This window comes from Streptomyces sp. NPDC048352, assembly GCF_040651895.1.
In the GTDB taxonomy this organism is placed as follows: domain Bacteria; phylum Actinomycetota; class Actinomycetes; order Streptomycetales; family Streptomycetaceae; genus Streptomyces.
Window position 1 is genome coordinate 1 of record NZ_JBEZKZ010000030.1, and the last position, 14,809, is coordinate 14,809.

At 73.6% G+C, this 14,809-nt stretch carries 15 protein-coding genes; 4 read left to right on the forward strand and 11 right to left on the reverse strand.

Features of this window, described 5'->3' with window-relative positions; translation table 11 throughout:
- The 4 genes from AB0D45_RS17500 to rimP form a co-directional block, all read right to left on the reverse strand.
- On the reverse strand, positions 1–729 hold a 729-nt coding region (locus AB0D45_RS17500; protein WP_362459735.1), incomplete at its 3' end, for a translation initiation factor IF-2 N-terminal domain-containing protein.
- A 149-nt stretch (positions 730–878) separates the two neighbouring features.
- Positions 879–1,166 carry a YlxR family protein gene (locus AB0D45_RS17505; protein WP_361597846.1) on the reverse strand — a complete coding sequence of 96 codons (288 nt, stop codon included), beginning with the start codon at positions 1,164–1,166 and terminating at the stop codon, positions 879–881.
- A gap of 168 nt (positions 1,167–1,334) precedes the next feature.
- Positions 1,335–2,336 carry a transcription termination factor NusA gene (gene nusA, locus AB0D45_RS17510; RefSeq protein ID WP_362459738.1) on the reverse strand — a complete coding sequence of 334 codons (1,002 nt, stop codon included), beginning with the start codon at positions 2,334–2,336 and terminating at the stop codon, positions 1,335–1,337.
- A 2-nt stretch (positions 2,337–2,338) separates the two neighbouring features.
- Complete coding sequence (gene rimP, locus AB0D45_RS17515; RefSeq protein ID WP_362459741.1) at positions 2,339–2,851, reverse strand: ribosome maturation factor RimP; 513 nt, start codon at positions 2,849–2,851, stop codon at positions 2,339–2,341.
- 114 nt (positions 2,852–2,965) lie between these two features.
- Here rimP and AB0D45_RS17520 point away from each other — a divergent pair, with 114 nt between their 5' ends.
- From AB0D45_RS17520 to AB0D45_RS17535, 4 genes are read left to right on the forward strand one after another with little or no spacing between them, the layout of a single operon-like run.
- Positions 2,966–3,586, forward strand: a complete 621-nt coding sequence (locus AB0D45_RS17520; RefSeq protein WP_362459744.1) for a hypothetical protein — start codon at positions 2,966–2,968, stop codon at positions 3,584–3,586.
- Positions 3,583–4,041 carry a DUF4439 domain-containing protein gene (locus AB0D45_RS17525; protein WP_362459747.1) on the forward strand — a complete coding sequence of 153 codons (459 nt, stop codon included), beginning with the start codon at positions 3,583–3,585 and terminating at the stop codon, positions 4,039–4,041. Before AB0D45_RS17520 ends, AB0D45_RS17525 begins: the two co-directional genes overlap by 4 nt.
- A 16-nt stretch (positions 4,042–4,057) precedes the next feature.
- A complete protein-coding gene (locus AB0D45_RS17530) occupies positions 4,058–4,960 on the forward strand; it encodes an aminoglycoside phosphotransferase family protein (RefSeq protein ID WP_362459750.1) in 903 nt (300 codons plus the stop codon).
- Between the two features lie 54 nt (positions 4,961–5,014).
- The gene (locus tag AB0D45_RS17535; RefSeq protein WP_362459753.1) at positions 5,015–5,938 is read left to right on the forward strand and encodes an SPFH domain-containing protein; all 924 of its coding nucleotides are present in this window, start codon (positions 5,015–5,017) and stop codon (positions 5,936–5,938) included.
- A 179-nt stretch (positions 5,939–6,117) separates the two neighbouring features.
- On the opposite strand, the gene AB0D45_RS17540 is transcribed toward AB0D45_RS17535, so the two are convergent.
- The 7 genes from AB0D45_RS17540 to AB0D45_RS17570 all read right to left on the reverse strand — a co-directional run bounded on the left by AB0D45_RS17540 (position 6,118) and on the right by AB0D45_RS17570 (position 14,762).
- Positions 6,118–7,815 (reverse strand): proline--tRNA ligase, encoded by a 1,698-nt coding sequence (locus AB0D45_RS17540; protein WP_362459756.1) that lies wholly within the window; start codon positions 7,813–7,815, stop codon positions 6,118–6,120.
- Positions 7,816–7,857: 42 nt separating this feature from the next.
- Positions 7,858–8,442: a GNAT family N-acetyltransferase gene (locus AB0D45_RS17545; protein WP_361597871.1), complete on the reverse strand. Its 585-nt coding sequence runs from the start codon at positions 8,440–8,442 to the stop codon at positions 7,858–7,860.
- Positions 8,443–8,539: 97 nt separating this feature from the next.
- A complete protein-coding gene (locus AB0D45_RS17550) occupies positions 8,540–9,385 on the reverse strand; it encodes a GNAT family N-acetyltransferase (RefSeq protein WP_362459760.1) in 846 nt (281 codons plus the stop codon).
- Between the two features lie 153 nt (positions 9,386–9,538).
- On the reverse strand, positions 9,539–10,696 hold the full coding sequence (gene ispG, locus AB0D45_RS17555) for a flavodoxin-dependent (E)-4-hydroxy-3-methylbut-2-enyl-diphosphate synthase (protein WP_361597877.1): 1,158 nt from the start codon (positions 10,694–10,696) through the stop codon (positions 9,539–9,541).
- Between the two features lie 174 nt (positions 10,697–10,870).
- Positions 10,871–12,172 (reverse strand): site-2 protease family protein, encoded by a 1,302-nt coding sequence (locus AB0D45_RS17560; protein ID WP_361597880.1) that lies wholly within the window; start codon positions 12,170–12,172, stop codon positions 10,871–10,873.
- Positions 12,169–13,422 carry a 1-deoxy-D-xylulose-5-phosphate reductoisomerase gene (gene dxr, locus AB0D45_RS17565; RefSeq protein ID WP_362459764.1) on the reverse strand — a complete coding sequence of 418 codons (1,254 nt, stop codon included), beginning with the start codon at positions 13,420–13,422 and terminating at the stop codon, positions 12,169–12,171. The genes AB0D45_RS17560 and dxr overlap by 4 nt, the downstream gene beginning before the upstream one ends.
- 20 nt (positions 13,423–13,442) lie before the next feature.
- Complete coding sequence (locus AB0D45_RS17570; protein ID WP_362459767.1) at positions 13,443–14,762, reverse strand: hypothetical protein; 1,320 nt, start codon at positions 14,760–14,762, stop codon at positions 13,443–13,445.
- Positions 14,763–14,809 lie beyond the last annotated feature (47 nt).

The window sequence follows — 14,809 nt, forward strand, 5'->3', positions numbered from 1 at the left end:
CTGGCCGCCGGCGCCGGGGGCACCGGGACGCGGAGCGCCGGCCGGACGGGGCGCCTGCGGGCGCGCCATGCCGGTCGAGCCGCCGGAGGTGAAGGGGTTGTTGCCCGGACGGGGACCGGCCGGACGGGAGCCCTGGGGACGCGGGGCCTGCGAGCCGCCGGGCCGCGGGGCCTGGGCGCCGGGGGTGGCGCCGGCCGGACGCGGGGCGCCGGGACGGGCACCCTGACCCGGGCCGGCCGGGCGCTGCTGCGCCGGACGGGGGCCGGGGGCGGCGGCGGGACGCGCCGGGGCGGCCGGGGCCGCCGGAGGCGCGGAGAACTCGGTCGCCACGGGAGCCGCCGGAGCGGGCTTCGGGGCGGGAGCCTTGGGACCGGGACGCGGGCCGGGAGCGGCCGGAGTCACCGGGGCGGGTGCCGCGGGAGCCTCGGCAGCGGCCGGCTTGGGGGCCGGTGCGCCGGGCTTGGGGGCGGCAGGACGTGCCGCGGCGGCCGGGGAGGGCGCCGCGGGCTTGGCGGGCGCGGCCTTGCGGGGCGCGCCGGGCTTCGCAGCGGACTTGCCGGCGTTGCCGCCGGGCCCCTGCAGTGCGTCAGTCAACTTGCGTACAACCGGCGCCTCGATCGTCGAGGACGCCGAACGGACGAATTCACCGAGTTCTTGGAGCTTGGCCATGACGACCTTGCTCTCTACCCCGAACTCCTTGGCGAGTTCGTATACCCGGACCTTAGCCACATCGCTCCTTTTAGGTCCGGGTTACGCCGGACCGTCGCTACTTCATGGGCGTACTCATCGCGTACTCATCGAGTGCTCATCGCAATCTCGACCTACTTCCAACTCGCGAGGTACCTGACCGCACGGGGTGTCCGTGCCGTACTTCTTTCTTACGGGGTCGCCTCGGCCGGTACGGCCAGGGCAGTGCGCAGTCCCTCCGTGTCGAGCGCTCCGGCGGACCTGAGGGCCCGGGGGAACGCCCGGCGGCGGACCGCCTGGTCGAGGCAGACCACGGCGGGGTGCACGTAGGCACCCCGGCCGGGCAGCGTACCGCGATGATCCGGGACGCATGCGTCCCCGACCGCCACGATGCGCAGCAGATCGCTCTTGGCCGCTCGCTCCCGGCACCCCACACAGGTGCGTTCGGGGCATGCGCGGGCTTGCGTCCGGCCAGACACGCCTAAGTCTACCTCCCCGTACCGACCTCACCCCTTCAGGGGAAAAATCGAACGGATGTCGTTGTGGTCTCGTACGGTGCTCCGGCGTGCCGGAGTACCTGTCTACCGCCCGGAAACCCCCGGCCGGTACCGGTTTATTCCCGGTCGGGCGCCCGGCACACCGGTCCGTCAGGCGCGGGCGTCCGCGTCGTCGGGTGCCTCGGTGTCCGGCCGGATGTCGATGCGCCAGCCGGTGAGCCGGGCGGCGAGGCGGGCGTTCTGGCCCTCCTTGCCGATCGCCAGTGACAGCTGGTAGTCGGGCACGGTCACCCGCGCGGAGCGGGTGTCCCAGTCGACGACCTCGACCTTGCTCACCCGCGCGGGGGACAGGGCGTTCGCCACCATCTCCGCCGGGTCGTCCGACCAGTCGACGATGTCGATCTTCTCTCCGTGCAGCTCGGCCATCACGTTGCGCACGCGGGCGCCCATCGGGCCGATGCAGGCGCCCTTCGGGTTGAGGCCGGAGCGGGTGGACCGGACGGCGATCTTGGTGCGGTGGCCGGCCTCACGGGCGATCGCGGAGATCTCGACGCTGCCGTCGGCGATCTCCGGGACCTCCAGGGCGAACAGCTTCTTCACCAGGTTGGGGTGGGTCCGCGACAGCGTCACGGACGGACCGCGGACACCCTTCGCCACCCGGACGACGTACGTCTTCAGGCGGAGCCCGTGCGTGTACTCCTCGCCGGGGACCTGCTCCTGCACCGGCAGGATGGCCTCCAGCTTGCCGATGTCGACGAGGACGTTCTTGGGGTCCTTGCCCTGCTGGACGACGCCGGTGATGACGTCGCCCTCGCGGCCGGCGAACTCGCCGAAGGTCAGGTCGTCCTCGGCGTCGCGCAGACGCTGGAGGATCACCTGCTTGGCGGTCGTCGCGGCGATCCGTCCGAAGTCCGACGGCGTGTCGTCGAACTCCTTGGGCTCCTGCCCCTCCTCGAGGTCCCTCGGGTCCTCCGTCGCCCACACGACCACGTGACCGTTGGTACGGTCGAGCTCGACGCGGGCGCGCCGGAAGCTGCCCTCCGTGCGGTGGTACGCGATGAGGAGGGCCGACTCGATCGCCTCGACGAGCAGGTCGAAGGAGATCTCCTTCTCCCGGACCAGACCCCGCAGGGCACTCATGTCGATGTCCACGGCTACGCCTCCTCTTCCTTCTTGTCCTTGCGGCTGAACTCGATCTCGACTCGCGCCTTGGCGATGTCGGTGAAAGCAATACGGCGGGCGGTCGCCTTGCGGCCCTTCACACCCGGAACTTCGACGTCCATGCCCTCGTCGTCGACGCCGAGGATGCGGGCGACCAGTTCGCCGGCATCCTTTCCACCTTCGGCGGACAGCTGGAACTTCACGAGGCGGCCGATCGCCCGAACGTAGTGACGGTGCTCGCTGAGCGGGCGGTCCGCGCCGGGGGAGCTGACTTCGAGGTTGTACTCGTCCTCGCCCATCGCGTCGGACTCGTCGAGCCGGTCGGAGATCTCACGGCTCAGCTCGGCGCACTCGTCCAGGTCGACACCCTCATCGGAATCCACGATGATGCGCAGCATCCGCCGCTTGCCCGCCTTGGAAAGCTCGATGTCCTCGAGGTCCAGGCCCTTGGCGGCGACGAGCGGCTCCAGCAGTCCGCGCAGCCTGTCGCTCTGGGTCGTGCTCATCCGGGTGACTCCTCGGCCGCGTGTGCTGTTGTGGTTTTCCGTCGTGTCAGGTCAAAGGGTATCCGGTCGCGGAGGGTGTTGCCGTCCGCGCTCCGGACGGGACCCCCGGGTACCGTGATCACACCCTGCCCCGTCATCACCCCCGAGGACGCCGCCGTGCCCTGGACCACGCCCTTGAGGCCCTCGCCCTCACGAAGGAGCCTGCTCGTCGGAACCGCCGGTGCGGCCGGGGCCGTGCTGCTCACCGGGTGCACCGGTGGCGGCGACGCCCCCGGCGCCGGCAGCGGGATTCCCCTCGAACGGCGGATGCGGGAAGGCGCCGTTCGTGACAGCGAGCGACTGCTGGAACGTTACGACACCACCGCGGCCGCCCATCCGGCCCTCGCCGGGCGCCTCGCGCCGCTGCGCGCCGCCGTCGCCGAGCACACCGCGGCACTGGCCTTCGCGGACCCCGCCGCCCGCGAGCCGTCCTCGAGGACGGCGCCGCCCTCCCCGGCCGCCCCGGGGGCCGCGGCGCCCGCGCCCGGCCCGCCGGCCGCGAGCCGCGAGGCGGTACCGGCGCAGCCCGCCGAGGCACTGAGCGCGCTCGCGGACGCGGAGCGGAGCCTGTCGGAGGCCCGGACCATCGCCCTGGCCGCCGCCCCGGGGGAACTCGCCCGGCTGCTGGCCTCGGTGGCGGCCTGCGGGGCCGTCCACGCCTACCTGCTGACCTCGACCCCGGGAGCCGCCTCGTGAAGCCCTCGCCCTCCCCCGCCGGCGGCGCCCTGCGGGCCGCCCAGGCCGCGCTGGCCGCCGAGCACGCGGCGGCGTACGGGTACGGGGTGATCGGCGCGCGCGTCGCCCCCGCCCGGGCGGCGGAGGCGCGCGAGGCGTACGGCGGCCACCTGGCCCGCCGCGACCGGCTGACCCGGACCGTGCGGGAGCTGGGCGGCGCGCCGCAGGCCGCGGAGGCGGCGTACGCGCTGCCCTTCGAGCTGCGCACCCCCGACGACACCGAGCGGCTGGCCGCCGAGATCGAGGACCGGGTGGCGGGCGCGTACTCCGACCTGGTGCGGTCGGCGGACGGCCAGTTGCGCCGCGAGGCGGCTGACGCGCTGAGCGCCGCGGCCGTGCGCGCGGCACGCTGGCGCGGTACCGGCGTAGCCTTCCCTGGGCTCACGGAACGCTCGGAGCGGGCCCGTACCAGCTGAAAGGGACCACGCACGCATGGCTTTCGAACCGCCGCAGCGGCTCGTACGGGCACTCGGCGAACTGCCGCCGGCCGAGCGGGACACGGAGTGGCTGGGGCGTCTGCCCGAGCTGGCCGAGGAGGCGCTGAAGCGGCGGGACGTCGCGGCCCAGCGGGTCCAGGCCCCGGGCGGGCGCAGCAGTCTGCTGCTGCTCGTCCGCTACCCCGACGGCACCCCGGCCGCCCTGAAGCTGGCGCCGCCGACGGCCCGGCCCGACCGGGAGCTGGCCGCGCTCGCCCACTGGGGCGGTTTCGGAGCCGTACGGGTCCTGGACACGCGCCACCACGAGGAGGACGGCGCGCTGCTGCTGGAACGGCTGCACCCGGACGTGTCGCTGCGTTCGCTGCCGGAGGCCAAGGCCCTGCTGGAGGCCTGCGGCACGCTGCGCCGGCTGTGGGTGCGGCCGGCCGAGGGGCACCCGTTCGAGACGGTGGCCGAGCGCACGGCGGCCCAGTGCGAGGCGCTGCGGTCGGCGCCGCCGGAGGTGCGGGCGCTCGCGGACACGGCGGTGGCGCTGCGGGAGGAGCTGACCGGCCCGCCCGGCGAGGAGCTGCTGCTGCACGGGAACTTCCGGCAGGGCAAGGTGCTGGCGGGCGAGCGGGCGCCGTGGCTGACCGTGGGGCCCGACCCGCTGGTGGGCGAGCGGGCCTACGACCTGGCCCGGCTGGTGCGGGACCGGCTCGAGGACCAGGTGGCCGCCTCGGCGGGGGCGTCCGGGGCGCGGCGGCGGGTGAACAAGCTCGCCGACTCCCTGGAGGTGGACCGGGACCGGCTGCGGGGCTGGACGGTCTTCCGGGCGGTGGAGTCGGGCTGCCGGGCGCTGGCGGCGGGACGCCGGCGGGACGCGGAGCTGCTGCTGGAGTTCGCGGCCTGGTTGTAGGGCGGGCCGGCGGGCATACCGTGAATAGGTAGGTATGTCCGGCAGGGGGCCGTCATGGTCGAGGAACTGCTGACAGCGGGAATCGCCGCCGCCACGGGCGTCGCGGTGTATCTGGGCGCGGCCGCCCGGGTGGTGAAGCAGTACGAGCGGGGCGTGGTCTTCCGCTTCGGTCGGCTGCGGGAAGGCGTGCGGCCGCCCGGGTTCACCGTGATCGTTCCGGTCGTGGACCGGTTGCGGAAGGTGAACCTTCAGATCGTGACGCTGCCGGTGCCGGCGCAGGAGGGCATCACGCGGGACAACGTCACGGTGCGGGTGGACGCGGTGGTCTACTTCAAGGTGGTCGACCCGGCGAGCGCGATCGTCGCGGTCGAGGACTACCGGTTCGCGGTCTCCCAGATGGCGCAGACCTCGCTGCGGTCGATCATCGGCAAGAGCGACCTGGACGACCTGCTGTCGAACCGCGAGAAGCTCAACCAGGGGCTGGAGCTGATGATCGACAGCCCGGCGATGGGCTGGGGCGTGCAGATCGACCGGGTGGAGATCAAGGACGTGTCGCTGCCCGAGACGATGAAGCGCTCGATGGCACGGCAGGCGGAGGCGGACCGGGAGCGGCGCGCGCGGGTGATCAACGCGGACGCGGAGCTCCAGGCCTCGCACAAGCTGGCGGAGGCCGCGGCGGTGATGTCGGACCAGCCGGCGGCGCTCCAGCTGCGGCTGCTGCAGACGGTGATCGCGGTGGCGGCGGAGAAGAACTCGACGCTGGTGCTGCCGTTCCCGGTGGAACTGCTGCGCTTCCTGGAGCGCGCGGCCCCCGTCCCTCCGGCGGCCCAGGACCCGGCCGAAGCCGCCCCGGCCACTCCCCCGGCCCAGAGCCCCGCCGAGGCCACCCCTGTCGCTCCCCCGGCCCAGAGCCCCGCGGAGGCCGCCATCGCCCCGCCCGGGGCCACGTCCCCCGAACCGCCGGCGACGCCTTCCTGAAGCGCAGCGTCGGCCGACGGGGGCTGCCGCTGCGCGGGGCCGCCCCCGCACGGGAACGCTGCGCGCCCGTCGCCTCACGCGTCGGGTGAACCGGAGAACGGGGTCCGGGGGCGGAGCCCCCGGGGAACGGGCGAAGCGCGGGGAGGGGCCCGCCCGCGCAGCGGCAGCCGCCACCACGGCTACGCCAGGCGGGCGAGGGCCTCCTGGAGGGGGAGTTCCTCGCGGGTGCCCGCGGCGCGGTCCTGGAGCTCGACCACGCCCTCGGCGGAGCGCCTCCCCGCCACCAGGATCCACGGCACGCCGATCAGCTCCGCGTCGGTGAGCTTGACCCCCGGCGACAGCCCGGCGCGGTCGTCCAGCAGCACCCGCCGCCCGGCCGCGGCCAGGGCGGCCGCCGCCTCCTCCGCCAGCGCGAGCGGCCCGGCCTTGCCCGCCGCCACCACGTGGACGTCGGCCGGCGCCACCGACGCGGGCCAGCGCAGGCCCCGCTCGTCGGCCGTCTGCTCGGCCAGCGCCGCCACCGCCCGGGAGACGCCGATGCCGTACGAGCCCATGGTGACCCGGACCGGCTTGCCCTCCTTGCCGAGCACGTCGAGCCCGAACGCGTCGGCGTACTTGCGGCCCAGCTGGAAGATGTGCCCGATCTCGATGGCCCGGTCCAGCTTCAGCCCCGCCCCGCAGGACGGGCAGGGGTCGCCCGGCTCGACGACGACCACGTCCAGGTAGCGGTCCACCTCGAAGTCCCGGCCGCACACCACGTTGCGGGCGTGGGTGTCGGGCTTGTTGGCCCCCGTCACCCAGGCGGTTCCGGGTGCGACGCGGGGGTCGGCGAGGTAGCGGACCTTGTCCAGGCCCTGCGGGCCCACGTAGCCGCGTACGAGGTCCGGCCGGTCCGCGAAGTCCTCGGCCGTCACCAGCTCCACCACGGCCGGGGCCAGGTGCTCGCCGAGCTTGCCGAGGTCCACCTCCCGGTCCCCGGGCACGCCGACGGCGGTGATCTCGCCGTCCACCTTGACCAGGAGGTTCTTCAGGGTCGCGGACGCCGGCACGCCGAGGTGCGCGGCCAGGGTCTCGATCGTGGGGGTGTCCGGGGTGGGGATCTCCTCCAGCGGTCCGTGGCCGGCCGCCTCCACCGGGGCCGGCGCGAAGGTCACCGCCTCGGTGTTCGCCGCGTAGTCGCAGGAGGGGCAGTCCACGAAGGTGTCCTCACCGGCCGCGGCCGGGGCGAGGAACTCCTCCGACGCCGAGCCGCCCATGGCGCCGGACACGGCGGACACGATGCGGTGGTCCAGGCCGAGCCGCTGGAAGATCCGTACGTAGGCCTCGCGGTGGAGCCGGTAGGACTCCTCCAGCCCCTCCTGCGACACGTCGAAGGAGTAGGAGTCCTTCATCTGGAACTCGCGGCCGCGCAGCACCCCGGACCGGGGCCGGGCCTCGTCGCGGTACTTCGTCTGGATCTGGTACAGCATGACCGGCAGGTCCTTGTAGGACGTGCACTGGTCCTTCACCACCAGGGTGAAGATCTCCTCGTGGGTGGGGCCGAGCAGGTAGTCGGCGCCCTTGCGGTCCTTCAGCCGGAACAGCAGGTCGCCGTACTCCGACCAGCGGCCGCTGACCTCGTACGGCTCCTTCGGCAGCAGCGCCGGCAGCAGCACCTCCTGGGCGCCGATCGCGTCCATCTCCTCGCGGACGATGCGCGAGACGTTGTCCAGGACCTTCTTGCCGAGCGGCAGCCAGGTCCACACCCCGGCGGAGCTGCGCCGGACGTAGCCGGCCCGGACGAGGAGGCGGTGGCTCAGGGTCTCCGCGTCGGCCGGGTCCTCGCGGAGGGTCTTGGCCATGAGGCGGGACATGCGCTGCACGTGTTGCGTAGACATGACGGGAGGCTACCGGGGGGCGTACGGGCAGCGGAAACCGTTTCAGGGCGTGTGCGGGGGCCTGAGCAGCGGCAGCGGGGCCCCCATGACCGCGTACGGCAGGCTCGCGCTCGGGAAGTGCACCTTGCGGGCCAGGTCCCGGTAGCCGAGGGCGGCGTAGAGCCCGCGGGCCGGGCTGTCGGTGTCGATGGCGGAGAGGATCGAGCGGGGCTCGGCGGCGCCGTCGGTGATCCGGGTGATGAGGGCGCGGCCGACGCCGCGGCCCTGGAAGCCGGGGTGGACGTGCAGCTCGGTGATGACGAAGGAGCCGTCGAGCCAGTGCTCGGTGCCGCCGGCCCGCAGGTAGGGCTCGACGATGGTGGACCACCAGTGGCCGCGGTCGTTGGGCATGCCGTACACGAAGCCGGCCAGGGCCCCGTCGGCGGTGAACGCGCCGAGCGCGCGGGCGCCCGGGCAGGTCATGTGGCGCTGGACGATGTAGCGCCGGATGCCGACCTCCTCCTCGCTGAGGCCGAAGGCGACGGCCTGGACGCGCAGGGCTTCGTCCACCCGGCCGGCGAGGTCGAGGTGCCCGATGCGGAGGCCGGCGGGCCGTGCGGGGTCGTCGCCCGGGGAAGGAGGCAGCATGCGGCGACCTTACTTCGGGGTAGGGGCGCTCCGGTACGGCTTCCGGTACGAAACCGGCCGCCCCCGGCCGTACGCCGCGGCAGGGCCCGTACGCACGTCAGAACAGGACGCTCATGAACGCGCCGACCTCGCGGAAGCCGACCCTGCGGTAGGCGGCGCGGGCGGCGGTGTTGAAGTCGTTGACGTAGAGGCTGACCACGGGGGCCACGTCGCGCAGGGCGTGCTCCACGACGGCGGCCATACCGGTCTCGGAGTGCCCGCGGCCGCGGAACTCCGGCGCCACCCACACGCCCTGGATCTGGCAGGCGGCGGCGGTGGCGGCTCCGATCTCGGCCTTGAAGACGACCTTGCCGTTCTCGACGCGGGCGAAGGAGCGGCCGCTGCCGACGAGCTCGGCGACCCGGGCCTGGTAGAGCAGGCCGCCGTCCCCGGCCATGGGCGAGATGCCGACCTCCTCGGTGAACATGGCCACGCAGGCGGGCATGATCAGGTCCATCTCGTCCTTGCGGATCCGGCGGACCAGCGGGTCGGGGGCGATCTCGGCGGAGGGCTGCTCGGTGACCATGAGCGGCTGGCGGGCGCGGACGTCGCGGGCCGGTCCCCAGCTGGGCTCCAGGAGCTGCCACAGCAGCCGGGTGGCCTCGGCGGGGCCGACGATGGAGGAGCAGCGGCGGCCGGTGCGCCGGGCGCGGTCGGCGAAGGCGCGTACGGCGTCGGGGCCGGCGCAGACGGGGACCAGGTTGGCTCCCGCGTAGCACAGGGAGCGGAGCTCGCCGCCGGCGTACCAGCCCCACATCTCTCCGCCCAGGCGCCAGGGATCGAGTCCGGCGACCTGGACCCGGGAGGTGACGAAGGCGTTCTCGACCGGCTCACGTCCGAGGATGTCGAGCGCGGCGTCGAGATCACTGGGTTCAAGGACCCTGGTCGTGGTCTGCGTCAACACCGGTGCCTCACCATGCAAGTCTGCTGATCTCCGCACTGTACCCGCCGCGACCTGCGCACGCCCGGTCCCCCAGGTCACGAAAGAGGACCGGCCCCGCCCGCGAGCTGCGGGAACGGGGCCGGGAAGGCGTCGGCTGGGGCCGGGAGGCCGGGGTCAGACTCCGATGGCGACGCTGGGCTCGCCTGAGGCGACGCCGTCCTTCTCCATCTGCTCGGCGATCTTCAGCGCCTCGTCGATGAGGGTCTCCACGATCTTGGACTCGGGGACGGTCTTGATGACCTCGCCCTTGACGAAGATCTGGCCCTTGCCGTTGCCGGAGGCGACGCCGAGGTCGGCCTCGCGGGCCTCGCCGGGGCCGTTGACGACGCAGCCCATGACGGCGACGCGCAGCGGGACGGTCATGCCCTCCAGGCCGGCCGTAACCTCCTCGGCCAGCTTGTAGACGTCGACCTGGGCGCGGCCGCAGGAGGGGCAGGAGACGATCTCGAGGCGGCGCGGCTTGAGGTTCAGCGACTCCAGGATCTGGTTGCCGACCTTGACCTCCTCGACCGGCGGCGCGGAGAGGGAGACGCGGATGGTGTCGCCGATGCCCTCGGAGAGCAGCGCGCCGAAGGCGACGGCGGACTTGATGGTGCCCTGGAAGGCGGGGCCGGCCTCGGTCACGCCGAGGTGCAGCGGGTAGTCGCACTGGGCGGCGAGCTGGCGGTAGGCGTTGACCATGACGACCGGGTCGTTGTGCTTGACCGAGATCTTGATGTCGCCGAAGCCGTGCTCCTCGAAGAGGGAGGCCTCCCACAGCGCGGACTCGACGAGCGCCTCGGGGGTGGCCTTGCCGTACTTCTTCAGCAGCCGCGCGTCGAGGGAGCCCGCGTTGACGCCGATGCGGATCGGGGTGCCCGCGTCCTTGGCGGCGTGGGCGATCTCCTTGACCTTGTCGTCGAACTGCTTGATGTTGCCCGGGTTGACGCGGACGGCGGCGCAGCCGGCGTCGATCGCGGCGAAGACGTACTTGGGCTGGAAGTGGATGTCGGCGATGACCGGGATCTGCGACTTCTTCGCGATGACGGCGAGCGCGTCGGCGTCGTCCTGCGTCGGGCAGGCGACGCGGACGATCTGGCAGCCGGAGGCGGTCAGCTCGGCGATCTGCTGGAGGGTGGCGCCGATGTCGGAGGTGCGGGTCGTCGTCATCGACTGCACCGAGATCGGCGCGTCGCCGCCGACGGCCACGGAACCGACCTGGATCTTGCGGCTGACCCTGCGGTCGGCAAGCTTCGTCGGCACGGACGGCATTCCGAGAGAGATGGCAGTCATCTGCTGTGCTACCCCAAGGTGTGGATCGAGGTCCCGAGATCGGCGGGCTCCAGCCTTCGAGATTACGCCAAGCAGCGCGCGCCCCTTGCATCCGAGGGGTCACGCCACCCGAACGCGGAGAGCCGGGCACGTCACCGTGCCCGGCTCCCGCGGCGCTGGGTGTCGCCCGTACGGCTAGGTGATCTTGATCGGGTTGACCACGTCGGCCACGAGCACCAGCAGGGTGAAGCAGACGAAGACGCCGGCGACCACGTACGCGGCGGGCATCAGCTTCGCCACGTCGAAGGGGCCGGGGTCGGCCCGCCGGAAGACCTTCGCCACGGTGCGGCGCAGGGACTCCCACAGGGCGCCGGCGATGTGGCCGCCGTCCAGGGGCAGCAGGGGCAGCATGTTGAACAGGAACAGCGAGAGGTTGAACATGCCCAGCACGTTGAGCAGGATCGACATCTTCTGCTCGCTCGGCAGGTCCAGGGCGGCGATGTCCCCGCTGATCCGGGCCGCTCCGACGATGCCCATCGGGGAGTCGGGCTCGCGCTCGGCGCCGCCGAAGGCCGCGTTCCACAGGGCGGGGATCTTGGCGGGGAGCTTGAGCAGCCCCTCGACGCTGCTGTCGACGATCTCGCCCACGTGGTCGACGGACTCGCCGAAGGACAGGGCGGCGATCTCGTTCTTCGGGCTGAAGCCGAGCCAGCCTGCGGTCACGTACCGGCCCTTGACGTAGCCGCCGTGGCCGTCGGTCTTGGCGACCTGGTTCGCGATCAGGGTGACCGGCACGTCCAGCTGCCGCCCGTCGCGCACGACGGTGACGGTGGCGGGGCCGACGGTGTCGCGGATGCGCTTCTGCAGGGTGGCCCAGTCGGCGACCTTCCTGCCGTTGAAGGCGACGATCCGGTCGTCCGCCCGCAGGCCGGCCTGCTTCGCCGGGGCGACCGGGTCGCCGTCCTTGCAGATCTCGCGCTTCTCGCTCTGCTGGATGACGCAGGGCGAGACGGTCGCGATCTGGGTGGTGGTCCGGTTGACGCCGAAGGTCATCCAGACCCCGAAGAAGATCGCGAGGGCGAGCACCAGGTTCATGAAGGGGCCCGCGAACATCACGATCACGCGCTTCCAGGGCTTGCGCGTGTAGAACAGGCGCGTCTCGTCGCCGGGCTGGAGCTCCTCGTAGGCCGCCGACCGGGCGTCCTCGATCATCGACCGGAAGGGCGAGGTGGAGCGGGCGGTGACCTTGCCGTCCTCGCCGGGCGGGAACATCCCGATCATGCGGATGTAGCCGCCCATCGGGATGGCCTTGATCCCGTACTCGGTCTCGCCCCTCTTGCGGGACCAGACGGTCCTGCCGAAGCCGACCATGTACTGGGGCACGCGGATGCCGAAGAGCTTGGCCGTGGAGAGGTGGCCGAGCTCGTGCCAGGCGATGGAGAAGAGCAGTCCGACGACGAAGACGAGTACGCCGATCAGGGTCAGCAGCAGGGTCATGCGCGCGCCTCCACGGCGGCCCGCGCCGCCATCTCCCGTGCCCGGGCCCTGGCCCAGGTCTCCGCTTCCAGGACGTCCGCCACCGTCAGGGAGGTTCCCGACGCGGGGGTTCCGTGCTCGTCGACCACTGCGGAGACGGTATCCATGATTGCCGTGAACGGCATCCGGCCGGCCAGGAAGGCCTCCACGCACTCCTCGTTGGCCGCATTGAACACGGCGGGGGCGGTTCCGCCCAGGGTGCCGACGTGCCGGGCGAGGCCGACCGCGGGGAAGGCCTCGGTGTCCAGCGGGAAGAACTCCCAGGTGGAGGCCTTGGTCCAGTCGAAGGCGCGGGAGGCGTCCGGGACCCGCTGGGGCCAGCCGAGACCGATCGCGATGGGGCCGCGCATGTCCGGCGGGGTGGCCTGGGCGAGGGTGGAACCGTCCGTGAACTCGACCATCGAGTGCACGTAGGACTGGGGGTGGACCACGACCTCGATGCGGTCGAAGGGGATGTCGTAGAGCAGGTGCGCCTCGATGACCTCCAGTCCCTTGTTGACCAGGGTCGCCGAGTTGACGGTGATGACCGGGCCCATGGCCCAGGTGGGGTGCGCCAGGGCGTCCTCGACGGTGACGGAGGCCAGCTCGGCGCGGGTGCGGCCGCGGAAGGGGCCGCCGGACGCGGTGACCACGAGCTTGCGCACGTCGGCGCGGGTGCCGGCGGCGAGGGCCTGGAAGAGGGCCGCGTGCTCGGAGTCCACGGGGATGATCTGGCCGGGCTTCGCGAGGGCCTTGACCAGGGGGCCGCCGACGATCAGCGACTCCTTGTTGGCCAGGGCCAGGGTGCGGCCGGCCCGCAGCGCCGCGAGGGTGGGGGCGAGGCCGATGGAGCCGGTGATGCCGTTCAGGACGGTGTGGCAGTCCGAGGCGGCGAGTTCGGCCGCCGCGTCGGGCCCGGCCAGGATCTCGGGCAGCGGCTCGCCGGCGCCGTACTGCTCGCCCAGCGCCTCCTTCAGGGCCGGTACGGCGTCCTCGCGGGCGACGGCCACGGCCCTGACCCCGAGCCGCCGGGCCTGTTCGGCCAGCAGGGCGACCCGGCCGCCCGCGGCGGACAGCGCGGTGACCCGGAACCGGTCCGGGTTGCGCAGGGCGAGGTCGATGGCCTGGGTGCCGATGGACCCGGTCGACCCGAGGATGACGATGTCCCGGCGGCCGGCCGCGGCGTCGAAGAGGAGGTGCGGGTCGGCGAGGGGGGCTGGACTGTCGCTCATGCCCCCATTGTTGCCGCAACTCAGGGACGCTTGGACACGGAGTCCCCGTCCGTGACGCGGGCCAGCAGTTCGGGCAGGGTTCCGGCGAAGTCGGGGAGCGCCCGGGCGGCGCGCCACCAGGCCCCGGGGTCGTCCCCGAGGGCCGCGTCGAAGAGCCGGTCGGCCTCGGCGCGGGCGGCGAGTACGGCGGCGGGGCGGTCGTGGCGGTCGGGGTGGCCTATGTCCCCGAGCCACTGGTCCTCGTCGAGCGCCCAGCAGGCGGGGACCTTGTGCCGGACCACGTCGGCGCCGGTCAGCAGGGACCGGTCCAGGCAGTCGCGGACCCAGCGGACGTCCTCGGCGGCCGTCTCCATGGGTACGGCGAGGCTCACCAGCGCCAGCTCGCGCTCCCAGGCGCCGGCCGGCTCGCCCGGGGACGGGTCCGGGGCGAGGTGGCGTACGGCGCGGGCCAGCGCCGGGTCGTGGCGCACGTCGCCGGGCGCGGGCGGGGTGCCCGCGGCCAGGGCCGCCGCCAGGTCGGGCAGGGTGCCGCGGAAGGCGGGGGCGCGCCGCCCCAGTTCGGCCCACAGCCGGGGGTCGTCGCCGAGCGCGGGACGCAGGGCGCGGTGCACGGCCGACTGCATCTCGGCCTGTTCGGGCAGGGTCCAGCGCAGGCCGTGCGTGACGGGCAGGTGCCCGAGCAGCAGGGTCCGGGCCGCGGGGGCCACGTAGGTGACGAGCTCGTCGCAGGTGAGCAGGCCCATCCGGACGGCGCGCACGGCGGGGCGGTACCAGTGGCGCCCGTACGTGTCCCCCGTGCGCGCGTCGAGCAGCGCGCGGCACGCCTGCCGGGGCAGCCCGCCGGCCAGCAGCAGCGCCTCGACCGCGCCGGCCGGCAGCGGGGCGCGGGCGTGGGCGCGCAGCAGCGGCTCGGGGTCCCGGAGGTCGAGCAGGTGCGGCATGCGGAGCAGGGTGAGCGGGACCCGGGGGCGGCGGCCGTGCCGGCGCAGCAGCCGGACCAGCTCCTCGGGGGTCAGGGGGCCGGGGCCGGTCTCGGCGAGCAGCGCGGGCGAGGGCCCCGGCCGGGCGGCGTACCGCGCGGGGCCGGGCAGGCCGGGCAGCGGACGGCCGACGACGTGCGGGTTGCGGGCGATGTAGTGCCGGTCGGTGTCGGTGCCGTGGCGCAGCAGCAGGGTGACGGCCGCGGCGGGCAGCCACTGGTCCCGGCAGAGGTACATGCGGGTGGGCCCGTCGAGCCGGTCGATCAGGTCGGCCACCACGTGGTGCGGTGCGTGGCGCAGCAGGTGCGCCACGCACCAGGCCAGCCGTCGGCAGGCCCGGTCCTCCTCGGCCGTCGCCATCGTCCTCGTCCGCCTCGCGTTTCGTGCCGGTCCCGGTGCTCGCTCGT

Coding starts and splice junctions, on each gene's coding strand:
- rimP (WP_362459741.1), bottom strand. CDS start 2,851: ATGAGCACGACCCAGAGCGACAGGCTGCGCGGACTGCTGGAGCCGCTC.
- AB0D45_RS17530 (WP_362459750.1), top strand. CDS start 4,058: ATGGCTTTCGAACCGCCGCAGCGGCTCGTACGGGCACTCGGCGAACTG.
- AB0D45_RS17535 (WP_362459753.1), top strand. CDS start 5,015: ATGGTCGAGGAACTGCTGACAGCGGGAATCGCCGCCGCCACGGGCGTC.
- AB0D45_RS17540 (WP_362459756.1), bottom strand. CDS start 7,815: ATGTCTACGCAACACGTGCAGCGCATGTCCCGCCTCATGGCCAAGACC.
- AB0D45_RS17545 (WP_361597871.1), bottom strand. CDS start 8,442: ATGCTGCCTCCTTCCCCGGGCGACGACCCCGCACGGCCCGCCGGCCTC.
- ispG (WP_361597877.1), bottom strand. CDS start 10,696: ATGACTGCCATCTCTCTCGGAATGCCGTCCGTGCCGACGAAGCTTGCC.
- AB0D45_RS17560 (WP_361597880.1), bottom strand. CDS start 12,172: ATGACCCTGCTGCTGACCCTGATCGGCGTACTCGTCTTCGTCGTCGGA.
- dxr (WP_362459764.1), bottom strand. CDS start 13,422: ATGAGCGACAGTCCAGCCCCCCTCGCCGACCCGCACCTCCTCTTCGAC.
- AB0D45_RS17570 (WP_362459767.1), bottom strand. CDS start 14,762: ATGGCGACGGCCGAGGAGGACCGGGCCTGCCGACGGCTGGCCTGGTGC.